The sequence below is a fragment of the Pseudomonas sp. S2_A05 genome, from assembly GCF_054668485.1.
On record NZ_CP162775.1, the window covers coordinates 451,395 to 470,936 of the forward strand.

Sequence of the window (19,542 nt, forward strand, 5' to 3'; positions counted from 1 at the left end):
CAAACTCATTCCGGTAACAAGCACCAACCATGTGCTTGGGAGTTGTTGCCGGTGAAGCAGGAAATTGTCCAGGCATTTGGATTATTGGTTACTACCGAAAGGTAGTGCCCAGCGCCGCATCCATCAGTTCGGCATAACCAGCCGCCTGCGCTGGACACCAGTGGCCTGAATTTGACTTTAAGAACATCGATGGCTGCATTCGAAACGGGTGATCCACCTATCGAATTCATCCAATTAATGGCTGCACCGATGCTGTAGGTATGGGTAGGTGTCATAACAAGGCGAGTAACATTCTGCACTCTGACGGGGAACGAAACTTCTCGTTGCGTGCTGTTTTCTCGTACCGTAATAGTCGCACTGCCGTTTTTGCAGCCGCTGACCAGTCCGTTGCTGTCGACTGTCGCTACATCTGTAGAACTGGAGAAATAGGCATAGTCACCATCGCCAGAGGTTGGTGAGCGCGTTTGGGTTGTTCCGGGTGCTGGAGTTCCGGTCAGAGCAAGAAAGTCAGCATTGATGTTCAGACCATTAAGCTCCATGAGGACGGTTTCTATGGTGAAAGGATGTAATGCCTTGACGGTATAAATACGCGACGGCAGAACTACCGCCTTAGCGGCATCGGCGACCCCATCAAGGTTTACTTTCACGGTTGTCGTCTGCTTCGTCCCGTCCTTGAGAGCCTTGAGCCATTCAATTGGCGCTTCCACTGACAAGCCGTTCGCTGATTCATTGAACTCCCCCGACCTCACATGCTTGCTGACGGCATTGCCATTCTTGTCAAAGCCGGCACACGTTACCCAAATCGGTTGTCTTGGTTCGAACAGCGGCCATCGCGCCGCAAGAATCCGCGCTTCTGGTGAGAGTTCTGTGGTGTTCAGTAAGTCGCCGGTATTGCCGGCAATGTCAGGCGTCGGCAAACGCGGGTCTCCATCGGCGATTTTCATAACATCAAAATTGGCAGATGGTGATTCGTAGGCTGGTACCCCAGCGCGAATCAAATCCCACCGAAACTCAATCGCCTTGCCATGCCAAGCCGCCAGAAACGCAGCGCTCAATGAAATCTCTGCAATCCCACCAACAAAATCCACCACCGGAAACGGCGGCGCACCGGCCGGCGCGTTCACCTGGACGAATTGAGCCTTATCGTCTTTCTCTGCTGCGAAACCTGTTATCTGAAGCTTCACTCCATCCAGATTAGCCAAAACGTCAATCGGCACAGTGGGCGGGGTCAAGGTTGGGGGTGGCAGGACAAATTGCAGGCCAATGACGGTATACACCTGATAAGGAAACCGCGTGGCGCTAGCGAAGTCATTGCTCTTGTCCTCCGATACCCAGAATTCCAGTTTCAACAGCGATCCTTCTTTCAATTCTTTCAGAAAAGCTATGAGCAGCGGTTTATCCCAGAACCCCTGACTGACCCAGGTCGCATTCACCTTGTGGGTGTCACCATTCCAGAATTGCAGGACGTGCGCCGAGCCGTCGGGTTTCTGGCCGGTGAGCTTCAGCCACACCTGCTGACCGACCTGGATTCCCGTCCAGTTGCGTGCTCGTAGCGTGGCGTCCTGGCCCCTCAGTGCGGCCACGTCGAGCATGCCGTCCACGGCCTCAGCGATTATCGGCGAGTTGTACACCTTCTGATTGGCGGTGATAGTGATCGGGGTCGTCGCCGACTCATTGTTGTTGGTCAATTGATCGCGCACCCTGGCGAAGACCGAATGGGTGCCGTCGCCTATCAACTGCAATTCTGCAGCCGTCAGGGTGTGGTTGATCGGGCTTGTGGGGTTGGGAAATGTGATGCTCCAGGTGCCTATGGTGAGCGTGACCGTGTCGTGAGGCCGTGGGTAACCGACGGTGATCGTGATGACTGCCGTCTGCCCCGGTGCGACGCTGGGTGGATGGCTGACGGTGACGGTAGGCGCCGGGTTGTTGTAGAGCAGCTTAAGTGTGGGTGAGTCAGCGTCGTTACCGCTGGCTCGGGTCACTCTGTAGCGGACATCGTTGACACCGTTTGTGAACCAGCTCGCCGGCACGTGCAAAAGAATGCGTTCCTGCTCCTCACCGGGATAGATGGTTTTGCTGATGCCGGTGTTGACTCCGTTGACAAAAATAGTCACGACGTCATAAGCCGCCATGACCCAATTCCGCAAGCCGGTTATGGGGTCGATGACAAGTTCTACCCCAGATGGAGTGAATGCCGAGAGAGGAAGGCCACCGTCGGCAGTACCTGGAGGCAGCACCGGTGTTATCCATTGCGGGGGGTACACGGGATACAAGGCCAGGGCTGCGTTGGCTTCGGTTGAATAGACTTGAACGCTCATTCTGTTCTCCTCGAACACTGGTGATGAACAATGGCGGGCAAGGTTCATCACAACGCAGAACGAGGCGTCCGTCACCTGTCAGATCTGACAGGTGGGGACGGTTTTCCGACCAATGGTATCGCTTTGTGTGTGTTTTTTTTGCGAACTCCGGAGCTTGGATTAACCTTTTTTATTGATTCAGGTGCGGGGCGGCTTATCGTACACATCTAAAATTGTCGATGGCGATCGCGTCATTATTTGTGATTATTTCCACTCGAGCAACATCAGTGCCTCTAAATTCGATAAGTTGCGCGGGATCTTTTACTGTGGGAGTCAGAAGTTGATATCCTAGGAAAGATCCTTTTGAATCATAATAGTTTGCCCTGTTTGTTACGTTTCCCCAGGCTTGATAAAAGCTGATGTATGTGAATGCATGTTTAAAGTTAAAGTGTATTTGGCAGGTTCCCAGTGATGTAAAAACTACTTGCCTCTCAATGTTTTGTAATGGGGGGTCACCGCTGCCACTTGCCGGCGATATTGATATGGGGTGCGACGAAGATATATTAGTGATAGTGACATACTGCGTTTCGAGTGACTCCCCGGTGTACAGTGCTCGAGACGGCTCATTATCAAAGTTTATGATTATCTCGTTTGGAATTATAATGAGAGTGAGGATTAACGTCGGAAGCATTATGGTCGGAATGCCGTTGCTTGAGGCAAATTCTACCCATGCTTTAATTTGAATCTCTTCGTTGTCCTTAAGTTTATTGAGCTCGCTTCTTGATAGGCTCTCTATAAAACCGTGTTCGATATTTTCCGCAGTGATTTGATGGTTGGTCAGAAGCTCGATTGTATGGGGGGTGCCAGAGTTGTCGACTCCAATGCACTGTAGATTAATAATCTGATCCGTCGAAATGCCAGTCCAGTGATCTAATGTCACTTCCGCATCGCCCGTGAAGCTGTTTAAGTTTAACGTTTTATTATCCTGTGCCTGGGTCACGTTCGGCGTTGGCAAGCGGGGATCTGCATCAGCGATAATCCTGACATCAAAGCCGGCTATTGCTGATGCCCCGGCCGGTTGTCCAGCGCGAATCAAATCCCACCGAAACTCAATCGCCTTGCCATGCCAAGCCGCCAGAAACGCAGCGCTCAATGAAATCTCTGCAATCCCACCAACAAAATCCACCACCGGAAACGGCGGCGCACCGGCCGGCGCGTTCACCTGGACGAATTGAGCCTTATCGTCTTTCTCTGCTGCGAAGCCTGTTATCTGAAGCTTCACTCCATCCGGATTAGCCAAAACGTCAATCGGCACTGTGGGCGGGTTCAAGGTTGGGGGTGGCAGGACAAGTTGCAGGCCAATGACGGTATACACCTGATACGGAAACTGCGTGGCGCTAGCGAAGTCATTGCTCTTGTCCTCCGATACCCAGAATTCCAGTTTCAACAGCGATCCTTCTTTCAATTCTTTCAGAAAAGCTATGAGCAGCGGTTTATCCCAGAACCCCTGACTGACCCAGGTCGCATTCACCTTGTGGGTGTCACCATTCCAGAATTGCAGGACGTGCGCCGAGCCGTCAGGTTTCTGGCCGGTGAGCTTCAACCACACCTGCTGACCGACCTGGATTCCCGTCCAGTCGCGTGCTCGCAGCGTGGCGTCCTGGCCCCTCAGTGCGGCCACGTCGAGCATGCCGTCCACGGCCTCAGCGATTATCGGCGAGTTGTACACCTTCTGATTGGCGGTGATAGTGATCGGGGTCGTCGCCGACTCATTGTTGTTGGTCAATTGATCGCGCACCCTGGCGAAGACCGAATGGGTGCCGTCGCCAATCAACTGCAATTCGGCAGCCGTCAGGGTATGGTTGATCGGGCTTGTGGGGTTGGGAAATGTGATGCTCCAGGTGCCTATGGTGAGCGTGACCGTGTCGTGAGGCCGTGAGTAACCGACGGTGATCGTGATGACTGCCGTCTGCCCCGGTGCGACGCTGGGTGGATGGCTGACGGTGACGGTAGGCGCCGGGTTGTTGTAGAGCAGCTTAAGTGTGGGTGAGTCAGCGTCGTTACCGCTGGCTCGGGTCACTCTGTAGCGGACATCGTTGACACCGTTTGTGAACCAGCTCGCCGGCACGTGCAAAAGAATGCGTTCCTGCTCCTCACCGGGATAGATGGTTTTGCTGATGCCGGTGTTGACTCCGTTGACAAAAATAGTCACGACGTCATAAGCCGCCATGACCCAATTCCGCAAGCCGGTTATGGGGTCGATGACAAGTTCTACCCCAGATGGAGTGAATGCCGAGAGAGGAAGGCCACCATCGGCAGTACCTGGAGGCAGCACCGGTGTTATCCATTGCGGGGGGTACACGGGATACAAGGCCAGGGCAGCGTTGGCTTCGGTTGAATGGACTTGAACGCTCATTCTGTTCTCCAGGAACAATGGCAGGCAAGGTTCATCACAACGCAGAACGAGGCGCCCGTCACCTGTCAGATCTGACAGGTGGGGACGGTTTTCCGACCAATGGTATCGCTGAAGGAGTGGGCGCTCCTGCGCCGCCGAGAGGCCTAGCTCGCGCAAGCTGCACTCGACAGGATCTTCAGCCGCTGCAAGATTTGCATCCAAGAAGATCAAAATGTGGGAGCGCGCTTGCTCGCCAAAAGGCCGGCTCTCTCACTCGAATCACTCAGCCGAACCGCATCATCCAGGCAACTCCAGATTATCCAGCACCCGATTTACCGCCAGTTCCCCGAGCATGATCAGTTGCGCAATCCCCATCAGCGTTCGGCGCTGCGATGGTTTGACCAGCCCGGCGAATTCCTGGGCGATGGTTTTGGCCGAGGCGAGGGTTTCGCAGGCGTTGGCCAGCAGGTCTTCGTTTTTGGTGTCGGCGGTGACGGCGTACATGGCGCGGGGGCTGAACGGCGGTGGGGTCGAGCCGGGTGGGCAGAGGTAGTGGTCGAGGGCGCGGTCGGCGGCTTGGTGGAGTTTTTTGAGTCGAGGGATTCGTAGGGGGAGGTGGGGTCGGATTCGGGCGGGTTGGGTGTTGGTTTGATCATGGTGAAGCTCCTATATAAGTGGAGCCGTCAGGCACTGTCGCTAAACAGTAAGGTGGCGGCTGTACGCAGGTTAGCGAACCGGTTATAGGCACCCGGCAGACCCGAAGGTCTCCCACATACAGCCACCATGGCGCAGTCGCAGATACTGAACCCGCGACAAAGCATGGAACGCTGATGCACCTATTCAAGATCCGGGTCGCTAAACCCGATCGCTGATTCGTCAGCGACCGGACCACAATAGAATCCGACCCCCAGGTGCACAAGCCGGCGGATTCTGGCTTGGCTGTAGGCAATGGCGCAAGGATTTGTAGCCTTGAGACCGTGTCTGCTGGTGTCTTGTAAACAGCTTCGTTTAAATCGAAAAAAATGCGCCGCATTCGAAGGCCTCTTCGCGAGCAGGCTCGCTCCCACAGGGGCCGTATTCCAAATGTCCGATTGGGAATGCATGTCAAACTGTGGGAGCGAGCCTGCTCGCGAAGGGGCCAGCCCAATCAGCCGATAAATCCCAAGTAAAACCGCTCTATTTCATTCCCCGGCAAAAGTTGGAAAGCTTCTTGCAATAGCCGCCCTGCGCCCGTTCGGGGCGTCAAAAGTTTGCTTTAAAGGAACGGGGAAAACCGGTGGATCGCACTCAGTTATTCAATACAGCACGCACCAACGTTGCCGACCTCAGTCGAGGCAATCTGGGCGTGCCGTTGTTGCTGCTGGTCATGCTGGCGATGATGATGTTGCCGGTACCGCCGTTCCTGCTCGACGTCTTCTTTACCTTCAACATTGCCCTGTCGATCGTCGTCCTGCTGGTCTGCGTGTACGCGCTGCGGCCGCTGGATTTCGCCGTGTTCCCGACGATTCTGCTGGTGGCGACGTTGCTGCGACTGGCGCTGAACGTGGCCTCGACGCGGGTGGTAATGCTCCACGGTCAGGACGGCCATGCCGCGGCTGGTAAGGTGATTCAGGCGTTCGGTGAGGTGGTGATCGGCGGTAACTACGTGGTCGGTATCGTGGTCTTCGCGATCCTCATGATCATCAACTTCGTCGTGGTGACCAAGGGTGCCGGGCGGATTTCCGAGGTGAGCGCGCGCTTCACCCTCGATGCGATGCCCGGCAAACAAATGGCGATCGACGCCGACCTCAACGCCGGTTTGATTGACCAGAACCAGGCCAAATCGCGCCGTCAGGAAGTTGCCCAGGAGGCGGAGTTCTACGGTTCGATGGACGGTGCCAGCAAGTTCGTCCGTGGTGACGCCATCGCCGGCCTGCTGATTCTGTTCATCAACCTTATCGGCGGCATGGCCGTGGGTATCTTCCAGCACGGCATGAGCTTCGGCGATGCGGGCAAGGTTTACGCCTTGCTGACTATCGGTGACGGTTTAGTGGCGCAATTGCCATCACTGTTGTTATCTACAGCGGCGGCGATCATGGTGACCCGTGCTTCCGGCTCGGAAGACATGGGCAAGCAGATCAACCGCCAGATGTTCGCCTCGCCGAAAGCACTGGCCGTGGCCGCTGGTTTGATGGCGGTGATGGGTCTGGTGCCGGGCATGCCGCACTTCTCCTTCCTGAGCATGGCCGCGCTGGCCGCAGGCGGCGCGTACCTGTTCTGGAAGAAGCAGAACGTCGCCAAGGTCGTGGCGCTGGAAGAGGTCAAGCGTCAGCAGGAACTGCTGCCGTCGCCGGCCCGCGCCATGGAAACCAAAGAGCTGGGCTGGGACGACGTGACGCCGATCGACATGATCGGCCTGGAAGTCGGCTATCGCCTGATTCCGCTGGTGGACCGCAATCAGGGTGGGCAATTGCTCGCGCGGATCAAGGGTGTGCGCAAGAAGCTCTCGCAGGATCTGGGCTTTCTGATGCCGACCGTGCATATCCGCGACAACCTCGATCTGGCGCCGAGCGCGTATCGGCTGACGCTGATGGGCGTGATTCTCGCCGAGGCCGAGATCTACCCGGATCGCGAACTGGCGATCAACCCGGGTCAGGTCTACGGCTCGCTCAACGGGATCAACGCCAAAGATCCGGCTTTCGGCCTGGAGGCGGTGTGGATCGAAATCAGCCAGCGCGCCCAGGCGCAATCGCTCGGCTACACCGTGGTTGACGCCAGCACCGTGGTCGCCACGCACTTGAACCAGATTCTGTACAAGCACTCCAGTGAGCTGATCGGCCACGAGGAAGTGCAGCAACTCATGCAATTGCTGGCCAAGAGCTCGCCGAAACTGGCGGAAGAGCTGGTGCCGGGCGTGGTTTCGCTGTCGCAGTTGCTCAAGGTCCTGCAAGCGCTGCTCGCCGAGCACGTGCCGGTGCGCGACATTCGCAGCATCGCCGAAGCGATCGCGAACAACGCTGCCAAGAGTCAAGATACCGCCGCGCTGGTCGCCGCTGTGCGGGTCGGCGTATCCCGTGCAATCGTCCAAAGCATTGTAGGCACTGAGTCCGAGCTGCCTGTAATCACATTGGAACCAAGGTTGGAACAGATATTGCTCAATAGTCTGCAGAAGGCAGGACAAGGCTCGGAAGAGGGCGTTCTGCTGGAGCCGAGCATGGCCGAGAAGCTGCAGCGTTCGTTGATCGAAGCGGCCCAGCGTCAGGAAATGCAAGGCCAACCGGTGATCCTGCTGGTAGCAGGACCGATCCGCGCGATGCTCTCGCGTTTCGGCCGCCTCGCAGTGCCAGGGCTGCATGTACTGGCCTACCAGGAAGTACCGGACAACAAGCAAGTGACCATCGTTGCGACAGTAGGGCCCAACGGCTGAGGTAGTGGTTTATGCAAGTTAAGCGTTTTTTCGCCGCCGATATGCGTCAGGCCATGAAGCTGGTTCGCGATGAGCTGGGCGCTGATGCCGCCATCATCGGCAACCGCCGCATTGCCGGCGGCGTCGAGTTGACGGCGGCTCTGGATTACAAGTTGTCGGCGCTGGCGCCACGGGTTCCGAACATGGAACTCGAAGACGAGCTGCGCAAGACCCAGTCGCGCATCGTCACCGCCCAGGCCGAGCTGAGCCTGCGTGGCGAAGCCGACGGCAACACCAATCAGCAGTTGTTCGCCGGGCTGCCGTTGACCGCAGGCCTGCCGCTGACTGCTGCCGAGCCGCTGAGCGAGCCGACCTACGCCGCACCGACGCGCCCGGCCGCAGCGCCTGCGCAGGCCTCGGCGGGTGTCGATCCGCGTGCACTGGATTCGATGCGTTTTGAATTGAACAGCCTGCGCGAGCTGATGGAAGTGCAGCTCGGCACCCTGGCCTGGAATCAGCTGCAAGGCAGCCGTCCGGCCCAGGCCAATCTGTATCGCCGTCTGCAGCGCATCGGCCTGTCCGGCCCGCTGTCGCGCGATCTGTTGGCGATGATCACCGATATCGAAGAACCCCGTCAGGCCTGGCGCATGCTGCTGGCGCACCTGGCGCGGATGATTGCCGTACCGGAAGTCGAGCCGCTGGAAGAGGGCGGTGTGATTGCCATGGTCGGCCCGGCCGGCATGGGCAAGACCACCACGCTGGCCAAGCTTGCCGCGCGTTATGTGCTCAAGTACGGCGCGCAGAACGTTGCGCTGGTGAGCATGGACAGCTTCCGCATCGGCGCGCAGGAACAATTGAAAACCCTCGGGCGCATCCTCAACGTGCCGGTAACGCACGTCGATCCGGGTCAGTCGCTGGTGCAGGCATTGGATCCACTGCTACGCAAACGCGTGGTTTTGATCGATACTGCCGGCCTGCAAGCCAGTGATCCGGCGTTGCGCATGCAGCTTGAGAGCCTGGCCGGGCGTGGCATTCGCTCAAAAAATTATCTGGTCCTGGCAACCACCAGCCAGAAACAGGTTCTAACCGCCGCTTATCACAGTTACAAGCGTTGCGGGCTGGCCGGCTGCATCCTGACTAAACTGGATGAAACGGCCAGTCTCGGCGAAGTGTTGAGCCTGGCGATCAGTCATGAATTGCCGGTCGCGTATCTGACCGATGGCCCACGGATTCCGGATGATCTGCATCTGCCGCGTCGTCATCAATTGGTCAGCCGCGCCGTCAGCGTGCAAATGCAGGAAGAACCCAGCGAAGAAGCCATGGCTGACATGTTCGCTGATATCTATCACAGCCCGACCAAGCAGGTTGGCTGAGGTAATCATGAACAGTTTTTGTACCTACATCGATGGTCTGCCACGCATTGTTCCGATCAGGAACGCGCAGCCAGTAATGTGGCCTCCGTCTATGCAAGACAAGGTAAAGAAATAACATGGGCAGCATGCATCCCGTACAGGTGATCGCGGTGACCGGCGGCAAAGGTGGCGTCGGCAAGACTAACGTGTCAGTGAACTTGTCGCTGGCGCTGGCAGAGCTTGGCCGTCGGGTCATGCTGCTGGACGCCGACCTGGGCCTGGCGAACGTCGACGTTCTGCTGGGGCTGACACCCAAGCGCACACTGGCCGACGTTATCGAAGGCCGTTGCGAACTGCGCGACGTGCTGTTGCAAGGCCCGGGCGGGATTCGCATCGTGCCGGCGGCCTCCGGCACGCAGAGCATGGTGCACCTGAGCCCGGCGCAACACGCCGGCCTGATCCAGGCGTTCAGCGACATCGGCGACAATCTCGACGTGCTGGTGATCGACACCGCTGCGGGTATTGGTGACTCGGTAGTCAGTTTCGTTCGTGCCGCGCAAGAGGTGTTGCTGGTGGTCTGCGACGAGCCGACTTCGATCACCGACGCTTACGCGCTGATCAAGTTGCTCAACCGCGACTACGGCATGAACCGCTTCCGCGTGCTGGCCAACATGGCGCAGAGCCCGCAAGAAGGGCGCAACCTGTTCGCCAAGTTGACCAAGGTCACGGATCGCTTCCTCGACGTCGCCCTACAATACGTCGGCGCCGTGCCATACGACGAAAGCGTGCGCAAGGCAGTGCAGAAGCAGCGCGCCGTCTACGAAGCCTTTCCCCGTTCCAAGTGCGCACTGGCCTTCAAGGCCATCGCCCAGAAGGTCGATACCTGGCCGCTGCCCGCCAACCCGCGCGGGCATCTGGAATTTTTCGTCGAGCGTCTCGTGCAGCAAACCGCAGGGCCTGTGATATGACCGCCAGTGGCATGAATCTTTACAAAAAGTCGGCGCGTGACGCGCAATACGAATTGATCGAGCGCTACGCGCCGCTGGTCAAGCGCATTGCCTATCACTTGCTGGCGCGCCTGCCGGCCAGCGTGCAGGTCGAAGACCTGATCCAGGCCGGGATGATCGGGTTGCTGGAAGTCTCGACCAAATACGACGCCAGCAAAGGCGCCAGTTTCGAAACGTACGCGGGCATTCGAATCCGCGGCGCGATGCTCGATGAAGTGCGCAAAGGGGATTGGGCACCACGCTCGGTTCACCGTAATACCAGGATGGTCAGCGACGCGATTCGCTCGATTGAAGCTAAAACCGGCCGTGACGCTAAAGATCACGAGGTTGCGGCCGAACTCCAATTGAGTCTCGACGATTACTACGGGATTCTGAATGACACCTTGGGCAGTCGCCTGTTCAGTTTCGACGACCTGTTGCAGGACGGCGAACACGAAGGGCTGCACGAGGATGGCGCGAGTGCTCATATGGAGCCGTCACGCGATCTGGAAGATGAACGCTTCCAGGCGGCGCTGGCGGACGCGATTGCCAATTTGCCGGAGCGTGAGCGACTGGTGTTGGCGCTGTACTACGACGAAGAGCTGAACCTCAAGGAAATCGGTGAAGTCCTTGGCGTCAGTGAATCGCGGGTCAGCCAGTTACACAGCCAGTGCGCGGCCCGTCTGCGGGGGCGTTTGGGGGAGTGGCGAGCGCGCTGAAGGCAGTGTGGGGACACTGCGAAACGAGGCTGGTGCGGTGATGAACGGCGCCGGTCTCGATCCGTTGTGCTCCAGACAAACTTTAAGTGCTGCGCCGATTGATTGAAGTGGCGCGTCCAGGTGCTGGGCGCGTTTAAGACTGCTTGGAGGTCGAATTGAACAAAGACATGAAAATCCTCATCGTTGATGACTTCTCAACGATGCGGCGGATCATCAAGAACCTGCTGCGCGATCTTGGGTTCACCAACACCGTCGAGGCCGACGATGGCACCACTGCCATTCCGGTGCTCAACAGCGGCAGCATCGACTTTCTGGTAACGGACTGGAACATGCCGGGCATGACCGGTATCGACCTGCTGCGTCACGTGCGCGCCGATGAAAAACTCAAGCACCTCCCGGTGTTGATGGTGACTGCTGAAGCCAAGCGCGAGCAGATCATCGAGGCCGCTCAGGCCGGTGTGAACGGTTACGTAGTCAAACCTTTCACGGCTCAGGCGTTGAAAGACAAAATCGAGAAGATTTTCGAACGCATCGGCTGATGAATGCGCGGGGGAGCTATGGAGCATAACGAATCATCACAGGGCGATTTCGAATCGACCCTGAAAAAACACGCGGTCGAACTGGTCGAGAGCCTTGAAAAAGGCAAGTTCGGCGACGCGGTGCAACTGATCCATGAGCTCAATCAGACCCGTGACCGCGGCCTGTATCAGGAAGTGGGCAAGCTCACACGTGAACTGCACAGTGCGATCGTCAATTTCCAGATCGATCCGCACATGCCGCAGGCCGAGGAAGTGTCGCAAATCACCGACGCCACCGAACGCCTGGGCTATGTGGTCAAGCTGACGGAAGCCGCGGCCAACCGCACCATGGATCTGGTGGAAAGCGCCACCCCGGTGGTCAACAGTCTGGCTGATGAAGCGCAGACGTTGAGCGCCGATTGGGGCCGCTTCATGCGTCGCGAGGTCGGGGCTGAAGAGTTCCGTGAACTGGCGCGCCGGGTCGACGGTTTTCTGTCACGCAGCAGCACGGACAACCGTGCGGTGTCGAGCAACCTCAACGACATCCTGCTGGCTCAGGATTACCAGGACCTCACAGGTCAAGTGATCAAGCGTGTGACCCAACTGGTCACCGAAGTCGAAAGCAATCTGCTCAAACTCGTGCTCATGGCCAGTCAGGTCGACCGCTTTGCGGGCATCGAACATGACCGCGCCGCAATGCTTGCTGAAAAAGATCCACAAAAACATCTCTCGCAGGGTGAAGGTCCGCAGATTCATGCCGATAAACGAGAAGACGTTGTGTCCGGTCAGGACGATGTGGACGATTTGTTATCCAGCCTTGGATTCTAGAGTTTCGGAATTCGGGTTTTTTGGGTTTTTAGACCTGTAGGAGCACCCCATTAATGAGCTTCGGCGCCGATGAAGAGATCCTTCAGGATTTCCTGGTTGAGGCCGGCGAGATTCTTGAGCAACTGTCCGAACAACTGGTCGAGCTGGAAAGCCGCCCGGATGATGCAGATCTGCTCAATGCAATTTTTCGCGGTTTCCACACTGTAAAAGGGGGCGCCGGCTTCCTTCAGCTCAATGAGCTGGTGGAGTGCTGTCACATCGCCGAAAACGTGTTCGACATCCTGCGCAAGGGTGAGCGTCGCGTTGATGCAGAACTGATGGACGTGGTGCTCGAAGCACTGGACGCAGTGAACAGCATGTTCAGCGAAGTCCGTGAGCGTGCACCGATCACCGCTGCCACGCCGGAACTGTTGGCCGCGCTGGCGCGTCTGGCCGAACCGCAATCGGCGGATGAAGCCCCGGCTTCGCCGGTTGCCGAGATGATCGAAGACCTGGTTGTTGAAAGCGACTCCTCGGAGGACATCACCGATAACGAATTCGAACAACTGCTGGACTCGCTGAATGCCGTCAAGGCCCAGGCTGAGGCTCCGGCCGCTGCTGTGGCGCCCGCGCCGGTTGCCGACACGGCGGCCAGCGATGAAATCACCGACGCCGAATTTGAATCGCTGCTCGATCAGCTGCACGGCAAGGGCCAGTTTGCTGTCGATGCGGTCGCTCCGGCGGCACCAGCAGCGCCGGCTGCTCCGGCCGCGCCTGCTGCTGGCGACAGCTCGGACATCACCGACGACGAATTCGAAGCCTTGCTCGATCAGTTGCACGGCAAGGGCAACTTCGCCGTTGACGCGCTGGAATCGGCCATCGCTTCGGCCCCGTCAGCACCTGCTGCACCGGCAGCCGCTGCGGCCGGCAGTGACCTGATCAGCGATCACGAATTCGAATCGCTGCTCGACGAACTGCACGGCAAAGGCAAGTTTGACGCCAGCGCTGCGACTGCCGGCTCCGTGTCGAGCGTCGCCACGCCAGCGGCGAAAGCTCCGGCTGCCGCTGCTGCGCCGAAGCCTGCCGCCAAGCCTGAACCGAAAGCCGAGGCGCCGAAACCGGCCGCCGCTGCTGCACCGGCTCCGGCCCGCGCGCCAGCTGCTGCCCCGGCAGAAAAGCCGGCCAGCGAAGCGGAAACCACCGTGCGCGTCGACACCGCGCGGCTCGACGAGATCATGAACATGGTCGGCGAGCTGGTGCTGGTGCGTAACCGTCTGGTGCGTCTGGGCCTCAACAGCGGCGACGAAGCCATGTCCAAGGCCGTGTCGAACCTCGACGTGGTCACCGCTGACCTGCAGACCGCCGTGATGAAAACGCGGATGCAGCCGATCAAGAAGGTCTTCGGGCGCTTCCCGCGTCTGGTTCGCGACCTCGCACGTCAGCTCAAGAAAGAGATCAACCTGGAACTGGTGGGCGAAGAAACCGACCTCGACAAAAACCTTGTCGAGGCCCTCGCCGACCCGCTGGTCCACTTGGTGCGCAACGCCGTCGACCACGGCATCGAGTCGCCGGAAGAACGCGAAGCATCGGGCAAGGCCCGTGGCGGTCGCGTGGTGCTGGCGGCCGAGCAGGAAGGCGACCATATCCTGCTGTCGATCTCCGACGACGGCAAAGGCATGGACCCGAACGTCCTGCGTTCGATCGCGGTAAAACGCGGTGTGATGGACAAGGACGCCGCCGATCGCCTGAGCGATACCGAGTGCTACAACCTGATTTTCGCTCCGGGTTTCTCGACCAAGACCGAAATCTCCGACGTGTCCGGCCGTGGTGTCGGCATGGACGTGGTGAAGACCAAGATTTCCCAGCTCAACGGTTCGATCAACATCTACTCGACCAAGGGCCAGGGTTCTAAGATCGTCATCAAGGTGCCGCTGACCCTGGCGATCATGCCGACGCTGATGGTCATGCTGGGCAATCAGGCGTTCGCGTTCCCGCTGGTCAACGTCAACGAAATCTTCCACCTCGACCTGTCGACCACCAATGTCGTCGACGGTCAGGAAGTGGTGATCGTGCGCGACAAGGCGCTGCCATTGTTCTACCTCAAGCGCTGGCTGGTCAGCTCCGCCGCTCACGAAGAGCAGCGCGAAGGCCATGTGGTGATTCTTTCGGTGGGCACTCAGCGGATCGGCTTCGTCGTCGATCAACTGGTCGGCCAGGAAGAAGTGGTCATCAAGCCATTGGGCAAAATGCTCCAGGGAACTCCGGGCATGTCCGGCGCCACCATCACCGGTGACGGCCGCATTGCGCTGATTCTCGATGTTCCAAGCATGCTCAAGCGTTACGCCACAAAGCGTATTTGAATCCGGGGCGGCGGCGCGATGACGCGCCGCTGCACCTAATGGAGTGTTTATGGCAGTCAAAGTCCTGGTGGTGGACGATTCGGGTTTTTTCCGCCGCCGCGTCTCGGAAATTCTTTCGGCGGATCCGAGCATCCAGGTGGTCGGTACGGCCACCAACGGTAAAGAGGCGATCGATCAGGCCATGGCCCTCAAGCCTGACGTGATCACCATGGACTACGAGATGCCGATGATGGACGGCATCACGGCAGTGCGGCACATCATGCAGCGCTGCCCGACCCCGGTGTTGATGTTCTCCTCGCTGACGCATGAAGGCGCGCGGGTAACCCTCGATGCGCTGGACGCCGGCGCGGTGGATTTCCTGCCGAAGAATTTCGAAGACATCTCGCGCAACCCCGAGAAGGTCAAGCAGCTGCTGTGCGAGAAAGTCCACAGCATCTCGCGCAGCAATCGTCGTTTCAGTGCCTACAGCGCGCCGGCTCCCGCCGCTGCGCCAGCGCCGACGCCTGCTCCGGCAGCGTCGAGCTACGGCAGCCACACGAGCCACAGCAGCCCTGTCCCGGCACGTCCGGCACCTGCGCCAGCGCCTGCTCGCGCATCCGCTGCCAGCGCTTCGTCGCCGGCACCGAAACGCAAAGCCTACAAACTGGTTGCCATCGGCACTTCGACTGGTGGCCCGGTTGCGCTGCAACGCGTACTGACGCAATTGCCGGCGAACTTCCCGGCGCCGATCGTGCTGATCCAGCACATGCCGGCGGCGTTCACCAAAGCGTTTGCCGAACGCCTCGACAAGCTCTGCCGTATCAGCGTCAAGGAAGCCGAGGATGGCGACATCCTGCGTCCGGGCCTGGCGCTGCTGGCGCCGGGTGGCAAGCAGATGATGATCGACGGCCGTGGCGCGGTGAAGATTTTGCCGGGTGACGAGCGTCTGAATTACAAGCCGTGCGTGGATATCACTTTCGGTTCTGCTGCCAAGTCCTACGGCGACAAAGTTCTGGCAGTCGTGCTGACCGGCATGGGCGCCGACGGCCGCGAAGGCGCGCGTCTGCTCAAGCAGGGCGGCAGTTCGGTGTGGGCGCAGGACGAAGCAAGCTGCGTGATCTACGGCATGCCGATGGCCATCGTCAAAGCCGATCTGGCTGACGCGGTGTACGGTCTGGACGACATCGGCAAGCACATCGTCGAGGCGTGTATCTGATGGATGTTCTCAGCCTAATCGGCCTCATCATGGCGTTCGTCGCCATCATCGGCGGCAACTACCTTGAAGGCGGTCACCTCGGCGCGCTGGCCAACGGCCCGGCAGCGCTGATCGTGCTGGGCGGCACGGTCGGTGCTGCGCTGCTGCAATCGCCGATGAGTGCGTTCAAGCGCGCCATGCAGATTCTCGGCTGGATCTTCTTTCCGCCGCGTGTCGATCTGGCCGGCGGCATCGACCGCGTGGTCAATTGGAGCCTTACGGCGCGCAAGGAAGGCTTGCTCGGCCTCGAAGGCGTGGCCGACGCTGAACCTGACAGCTACTCGCGCAAGGGTTTGCAACTGCTGGTCGACGGCGCCGAGCCGGAAGCCATTCGCAGCATTCTCGAAGTGGATTTCTACACTCAGGAATCCCGCGACATCGAAGCGGCCAAGGTGTTCGAAAGCATGGGCGGCTACGCGCCGACCATCGGCATCATCGGTGCGGTGATGGGCCTGATCCACGTGATGGGCAACCTCGCCGATCCGTCGCAACTGGGTAACGGGATTGCCGTGGCGTTCGTCGCGACCATCTACGGCGTGGCCAGTGCCAACCTGATCCTCTTGCCGGTCGCGGCCAAGCTCAAGTCCATCGCGTTGCGGCAGTCGCGTTATCGCGAAATGTTGCTGGAAGGAATTCTGTCGATCGCCGAAGGTGAAAACCCTCGTTCCATTGAGTTGAAGCTGCAAGGCTTCATGGACTAAGGGAATAACCTCATGGCTCGTCGTCGCCACCAGGAAGAACACGTCAATCACGAGCGCTGGCTCGTGTCCTACGCGGATTTCATCACTTTGCTGTTCGCGTTTTTCGTGGTGATGTACTCGATCTCGTCGATCAACGAAGGCAAATACAAAGTCATTTCCGAAGCGCTGATCGGCGTGTTTACCGACTCCGATCGCTCGCTCAAGCCGATTCCGATCGGCGACGAACGACCGAAAACCGTGACCCCGGCCAAGCCGCTGGTCAAGGATGCCGAACAGGTCGACGCCGGTATTTCCGGGGCCAGCGATCCACTGAAAAGCATTGCCGATGACATCAGCGCCGCCTTCGGTGACTTGATCAGCTCCAACCAGATGACCGTGCGCGGCAACGAGTTGTGGGTCGAGATCGAGCTCAATTCCAGCCTGTTGTTTGGCAGCGGCGATGCCATGCCGAGCGACATCGCGTTCAACATCATCGACAAGGTCGCGGCGATCCTCAAACCGTTCGATAACCCGATCCACGTCGAAGGCTTCACCGACGATCAACCGATCCGCACCGCGCAGTACCCGACCAACTGGGAACTGTCCTCGGCGCGCTCGGCGAGCATCGTGCGCATGCTCGCCATGCAGGGCGTAAACCCCGGGCGACTGGCGTCGGTGGGCTACGGCGAATTCCAGCCGGTGGCCAACAACGCCACGGTCGAAGGCCGGGCGAAGAACCGTCGAGTGGTGCTGGTGGTGTCGCGCAATCTCGATGTGCGCCGCAGCCTGACGGGCACCGGAACCGCCAATGCGCAACCGGACGCGGCGTTGAAGCGCGCTGGCACACAAACTGCACCGACCCCGGTCAAGACGCCGGGACGCGAGAGTGCCGTCAATTCTCCGTCGCCCGCATTAACACGCTGAAGCATGTCTCGGCCAGCCGATCTGGCCGGGAGGAACGAACTGAATGAGAGTCTGGGCAGTCGCCAATCAAAAGGGTGGTGTCGGTAAAACCACATCCTCCATCGCTTTAGCCGGATTGCTGGCCGAGGCGGGCAAGCGCGTGGTTGTGGTCGATCTCGACCCGCACGGCTCGATGACCAGCTATTTCGGTTACGACCCCGACAGCCTGGAGCACAGCAACTACGACCTGTTTCTGCACAAGGGCAGCGTGCCGCAAGGCCTGCCCGGGCAGTTGCTGTTGTCGACCAGCGACGAACGCATTTCCCTGCTGCCATCGAGCACCGCACTGGCCACCCTTGAGCGGCAGTCGCCGGGGCAGAGTGGCTTGGGCCTGGTGATCGCCAAGAGTCTGGCGCAATTGTGGCAGGACTTCGATTACGCGATCATCGACAGCCCGCCGTTGCTCGGTGTGCTGATGGTCAACGCCCTCGCGGCGAGCCAGCAACTGGTGATCCCGGTGCAGACCGAGCACTTGGCCGTGAAAGGTCTGGAGCGCATGGTCAACACCCTGGCGATGATCAATCGCTCGCGCAAACAGCCGCTGCCCTTCAGCATCGTGCCGACCCTGTTTGACCGCCGCACGCAGGCGTCGATGGGCACCTTGCGCGTGCTGCGTGACAAATTCCCCGACGACATCTGGCACGGCTACATCCCGGTCGATACCCGTCTGCGCGACGCCAGCCGGGCCGGTGTCACGCCTTCGCAATTCGACGGCAAGAGCCGTGGCGTGCTGGCCTACCGCGCACTGCTCAAGCACCTGCTCGCGCAGCAACTTGTTCCGCAGGTGGCCTGAGCATGATCCTTATTCGCTTGCCCGAACCCTGTGGGAGCGAGCCTGCTCGCGAAGCAGACGACGCGGTTTCCCTGCCTGGCGTTGATCACCGATGAACCGCCCAGTGAAACTCACGTCACGTCCGCAACAGGCCTTGCAGTCCTATCTGGCAGACCTGTTGCTCGACCTGCCCGAGGACTTGCCTGCGCCGGTCGAAGCGCCGCCGCCAGTCGTCGAACAGGCGCAGCCTGAAGTGGTGGAAAGCACCGAGGCCATGGACGAGTTCCAGGCCGCGGTGCTGGAAGAACAGGCCCGCGACGCGCAGAAATCCGTCGCTCCGATTACCGCGCCCGCTGCTGCCCCCGTGGGCAAGGCGCCAGTCGCGCTGATCGACGAACCGCGCGCGCCGCTGTCGACCTTGGCGCCGCTGCTGCAAACGCAATTATTGACCGTGCCGGAACCCGAGCCGGAGCCTGAAGCCGCGCCGCCAGTGGCGGAACCGCAGGTGCTGGTCCCGCCGCTGGTCGAAGTGCACCTGCCACCGAACAACCCGCCGCCACCGGTCGAACCCGATGGCCGTCCGGCCTGGGCTGCCGATGCTTTCGAATGCTTGCTGTTCGACGTTGCCGGGCTGACCCTGGCGGTGCCGCTGGTGTGCCTCGGCTCGATCTATTCGCTGGCCGGCCACGAGCTGACGCCGCTGTTTGGTCAGCCGGAGTGGTTCCTCGGCATTCTGCCGAGCCAGGCTGGCAACCTGAAAGTTTTGGACACCGCGCGCTGGGTCATGCCGGACCGTTACCGCGATGACTTCCGGCAGGGCCTGCAATACGTGATTTCGGTACAAGGTTACGAGTGGGGGCTGGCGGTGCATCAGGTCAGCCGCTCGTTGCGCCTTGACCCGAATGAAATCAAATGGAGAAGTCACCGGGGTCAGCGGCCATGGCTCGCCGGCACCGTGATCGAGCACATGTGTGCATTGCTTGACGTATCCGCACTGGCCGAGTTGATCGCCAGCGGCGGGGCAAAGCACTTGAGTGGCAACAAGCCGCTACATAAACCGACATAGCAGCCGAC

At 59.4% G+C, this 19,542-nt stretch carries 14 protein-coding genes and 1 pseudogene; 12 read left to right on the forward strand and 3 right to left on the reverse strand.

Annotated elements, in window-relative coordinates; genetic code table 11:
* Positions 1-5 precede the first annotated feature (5 nt).
* From AB4O12_RS02140 to AB4O12_RS02150, 3 genes and pseudogenes are all read right to left on the reverse strand, one after another.
* Entirely contained in the window at positions 6-2,318 is a 2,313-nt protein-coding gene (locus AB4O12_RS02140; protein WP_305382449.1) for an Ig-like domain-containing protein, read from the reverse strand.
* A gap of 193 nt (positions 2,319-2,511) precedes the next feature.
* A complete protein-coding gene (locus AB4O12_RS02145) occupies positions 2,512-4,713 on the reverse strand; it encodes an Ig-like domain-containing protein (protein WP_460060245.1) in 2,202 nt (733 codons plus the stop codon).
* Positions 4,714-4,989: 276 nt separating this feature from the next.
* Positions 4,990-5,348 (reverse strand): annotated as a pseudogene (locus AB4O12_RS02150) (DUF6124 family protein).
* Positions 5,349-5,968: 620 nt separating this feature from the next.
* Between AB4O12_RS02150 and flhA the strand changes: the two are divergent.
* The 12 genes from flhA to AB4O12_RS02210 all read left to right on the forward strand — a co-directional run bounded on the left by flhA (position 5,969) and on the right by AB4O12_RS02210 (position 19,534).
* On the forward strand, positions 5,969-8,098 hold the full coding sequence (flhA, locus tag AB4O12_RS02155; RefSeq protein ID WP_016771062.1) for a flagellar biosynthesis protein FlhA: 2,130 nt from the start codon (positions 5,969-5,971) through the stop codon (positions 8,096-8,098).
* Between the two features lie 11 nt (positions 8,099-8,109).
* Positions 8,110-9,450, forward strand: coding sequence for a flagellar biosynthesis protein FlhF (gene flhF, locus AB4O12_RS02160; RefSeq protein ID WP_024012117.1), 1,341 nt, complete (start codon positions 8,110-8,112; stop codon positions 9,448-9,450).
* A 116-nt stretch (positions 9,451-9,566) separates the two neighbouring features.
* A complete protein-coding gene (fleN, locus tag AB4O12_RS02165) occupies positions 9,567-10,397 on the forward strand; it encodes a flagellar synthesis regulator FleN (protein WP_016771060.1) in 831 nt (276 codons plus the stop codon).
* Positions 10,394-11,134, forward strand: coding sequence for an RNA polymerase sigma factor FliA (gene fliA, locus AB4O12_RS02170; RefSeq protein WP_016771059.1), 741 nt, complete (start codon positions 10,394-10,396; stop codon positions 11,132-11,134). The genes fleN and fliA overlap by 4 nt, the downstream gene beginning before the upstream one ends.
* A gap of 167 nt (positions 11,135-11,301) precedes the next feature.
* On the forward strand, positions 11,302-11,673 hold the full coding sequence (locus tag AB4O12_RS02175) for a chemotaxis response regulator CheY (RefSeq protein ID WP_024012118.1): 372 nt from the start codon (positions 11,302-11,304) through the stop codon (positions 11,671-11,673).
* A gap of 18 nt (positions 11,674-11,691) precedes the next feature.
* The gene (locus AB4O12_RS02180) at positions 11,692-12,480 is read left to right on the forward strand and encodes a protein phosphatase CheZ (RefSeq protein WP_016771058.1); all 789 of its coding nucleotides are present in this window, start codon (positions 11,692-11,694) and stop codon (positions 12,478-12,480) included.
* A gap of 53 nt (positions 12,481-12,533) precedes the next feature.
* Entirely contained in the window at positions 12,534-14,819 is a 2,286-nt protein-coding gene (locus AB4O12_RS02185; protein ID WP_353188656.1) for a chemotaxis protein CheA, read from the forward strand.
* Between the two features lie 49 nt (positions 14,820-14,868).
* Positions 14,869-16,014 (forward strand): protein-glutamate methylesterase/protein-glutamine glutaminase, encoded by a 1,146-nt coding sequence (locus AB4O12_RS02190; RefSeq protein WP_056783833.1) that lies wholly within the window; start codon positions 14,869-14,871, stop codon positions 16,012-16,014.
* The gene (locus AB4O12_RS02195; protein WP_016771055.1) at positions 16,014-16,754 is read left to right on the forward strand and encodes a flagellar motor protein; all 741 of its coding nucleotides are present in this window, start codon (positions 16,014-16,016) and stop codon (positions 16,752-16,754) included. The genes AB4O12_RS02190 and AB4O12_RS02195 overlap by 1 nt, the downstream gene beginning before the upstream one ends.
* Positions 16,755-16,766: 12 nt before the next feature.
* Positions 16,767-17,657 carry a flagellar motor protein MotD gene (gene motD, locus AB4O12_RS02200; RefSeq protein WP_016771054.1) on the forward strand — a complete coding sequence of 297 codons (891 nt, stop codon included), beginning with the start codon at positions 16,767-16,769 and terminating at the stop codon, positions 17,655-17,657.
* A 43-nt stretch (positions 17,658-17,700) separates the two neighbouring features.
* Complete coding sequence (locus AB4O12_RS02205; protein WP_024012121.1) at positions 17,701-18,489, forward strand: ParA family protein; 789 nt, start codon at positions 17,701-17,703, stop codon at positions 18,487-18,489.
* Between the two features lie 91 nt (positions 18,490-18,580).
* Positions 18,581-19,534 (forward strand): CheW domain-containing protein, encoded by a 954-nt coding sequence (locus AB4O12_RS02210; protein WP_150636674.1) that lies wholly within the window; start codon positions 18,581-18,583, stop codon positions 19,532-19,534.
* Positions 19,535-19,542 lie beyond the last annotated feature (8 nt).

Excerpts from the sequence above, each read along its gene's own strand:
- AB4O12_RS02140 (WP_305382449.1), bottom strand. The coding sequence starts at position 2,318 with ATGAGCGTTCAAGTCTATTCAACCGAAGCCAACGCAGCCCTGGCCTTG.
- AB4O12_RS02145 (WP_460060245.1), bottom strand. The coding sequence starts at position 4,713 with ATGAGCGTTCAAGTCCATTCAACCGAAGCCAACGCTGCCCTGGCCTTG.
- flhF (WP_024012117.1), top strand. The coding sequence starts at position 8,110 with ATGCAAGTTAAGCGTTTTTTCGCCGCCGATATGCGTCAGGCCATGAAG.
- fleN (WP_016771060.1), top strand. The coding sequence starts at position 9,567 with ATGGGCAGCATGCATCCCGTACAGGTGATCGCGGTGACCGGCGGCAAA.
- fliA (WP_016771059.1), top strand. The coding sequence starts at position 10,394 with ATGACCGCCAGTGGCATGAATCTTTACAAAAAGTCGGCGCGTGACGCG.
- AB4O12_RS02175 (WP_024012118.1), top strand. The coding sequence starts at position 11,302 with ATGAAAATCCTCATCGTTGATGACTTCTCAACGATGCGGCGGATCATC.
- AB4O12_RS02180 (WP_016771058.1), top strand. The coding sequence starts at position 11,692 with ATGGAGCATAACGAATCATCACAGGGCGATTTCGAATCGACCCTGAAA.
- AB4O12_RS02185 (WP_353188656.1), top strand. The coding sequence starts at position 12,534 with ATGAGCTTCGGCGCCGATGAAGAGATCCTTCAGGATTTCCTGGTTGAG.
- AB4O12_RS02190 (WP_056783833.1), top strand. The coding sequence starts at position 14,869 with ATGGCAGTCAAAGTCCTGGTGGTGGACGATTCGGGTTTTTTCCGCCGC.
- AB4O12_RS02195 (WP_016771055.1), top strand. The coding sequence starts at position 16,014 with ATGGATGTTCTCAGCCTAATCGGCCTCATCATGGCGTTCGTCGCCATC.
- motD (WP_016771054.1), top strand. The coding sequence starts at position 16,767 with ATGGCTCGTCGTCGCCACCAGGAAGAACACGTCAATCACGAGCGCTGG.
- AB4O12_RS02205 (WP_024012121.1), top strand. The coding sequence starts at position 17,701 with ATGAGAGTCTGGGCAGTCGCCAATCAAAAGGGTGGTGTCGGTAAAACC.
- AB4O12_RS02210 (WP_150636674.1), top strand. The coding sequence starts at position 18,581 with ATGAACCGCCCAGTGAAACTCACGTCACGTCCGCAACAGGCCTTGCAG.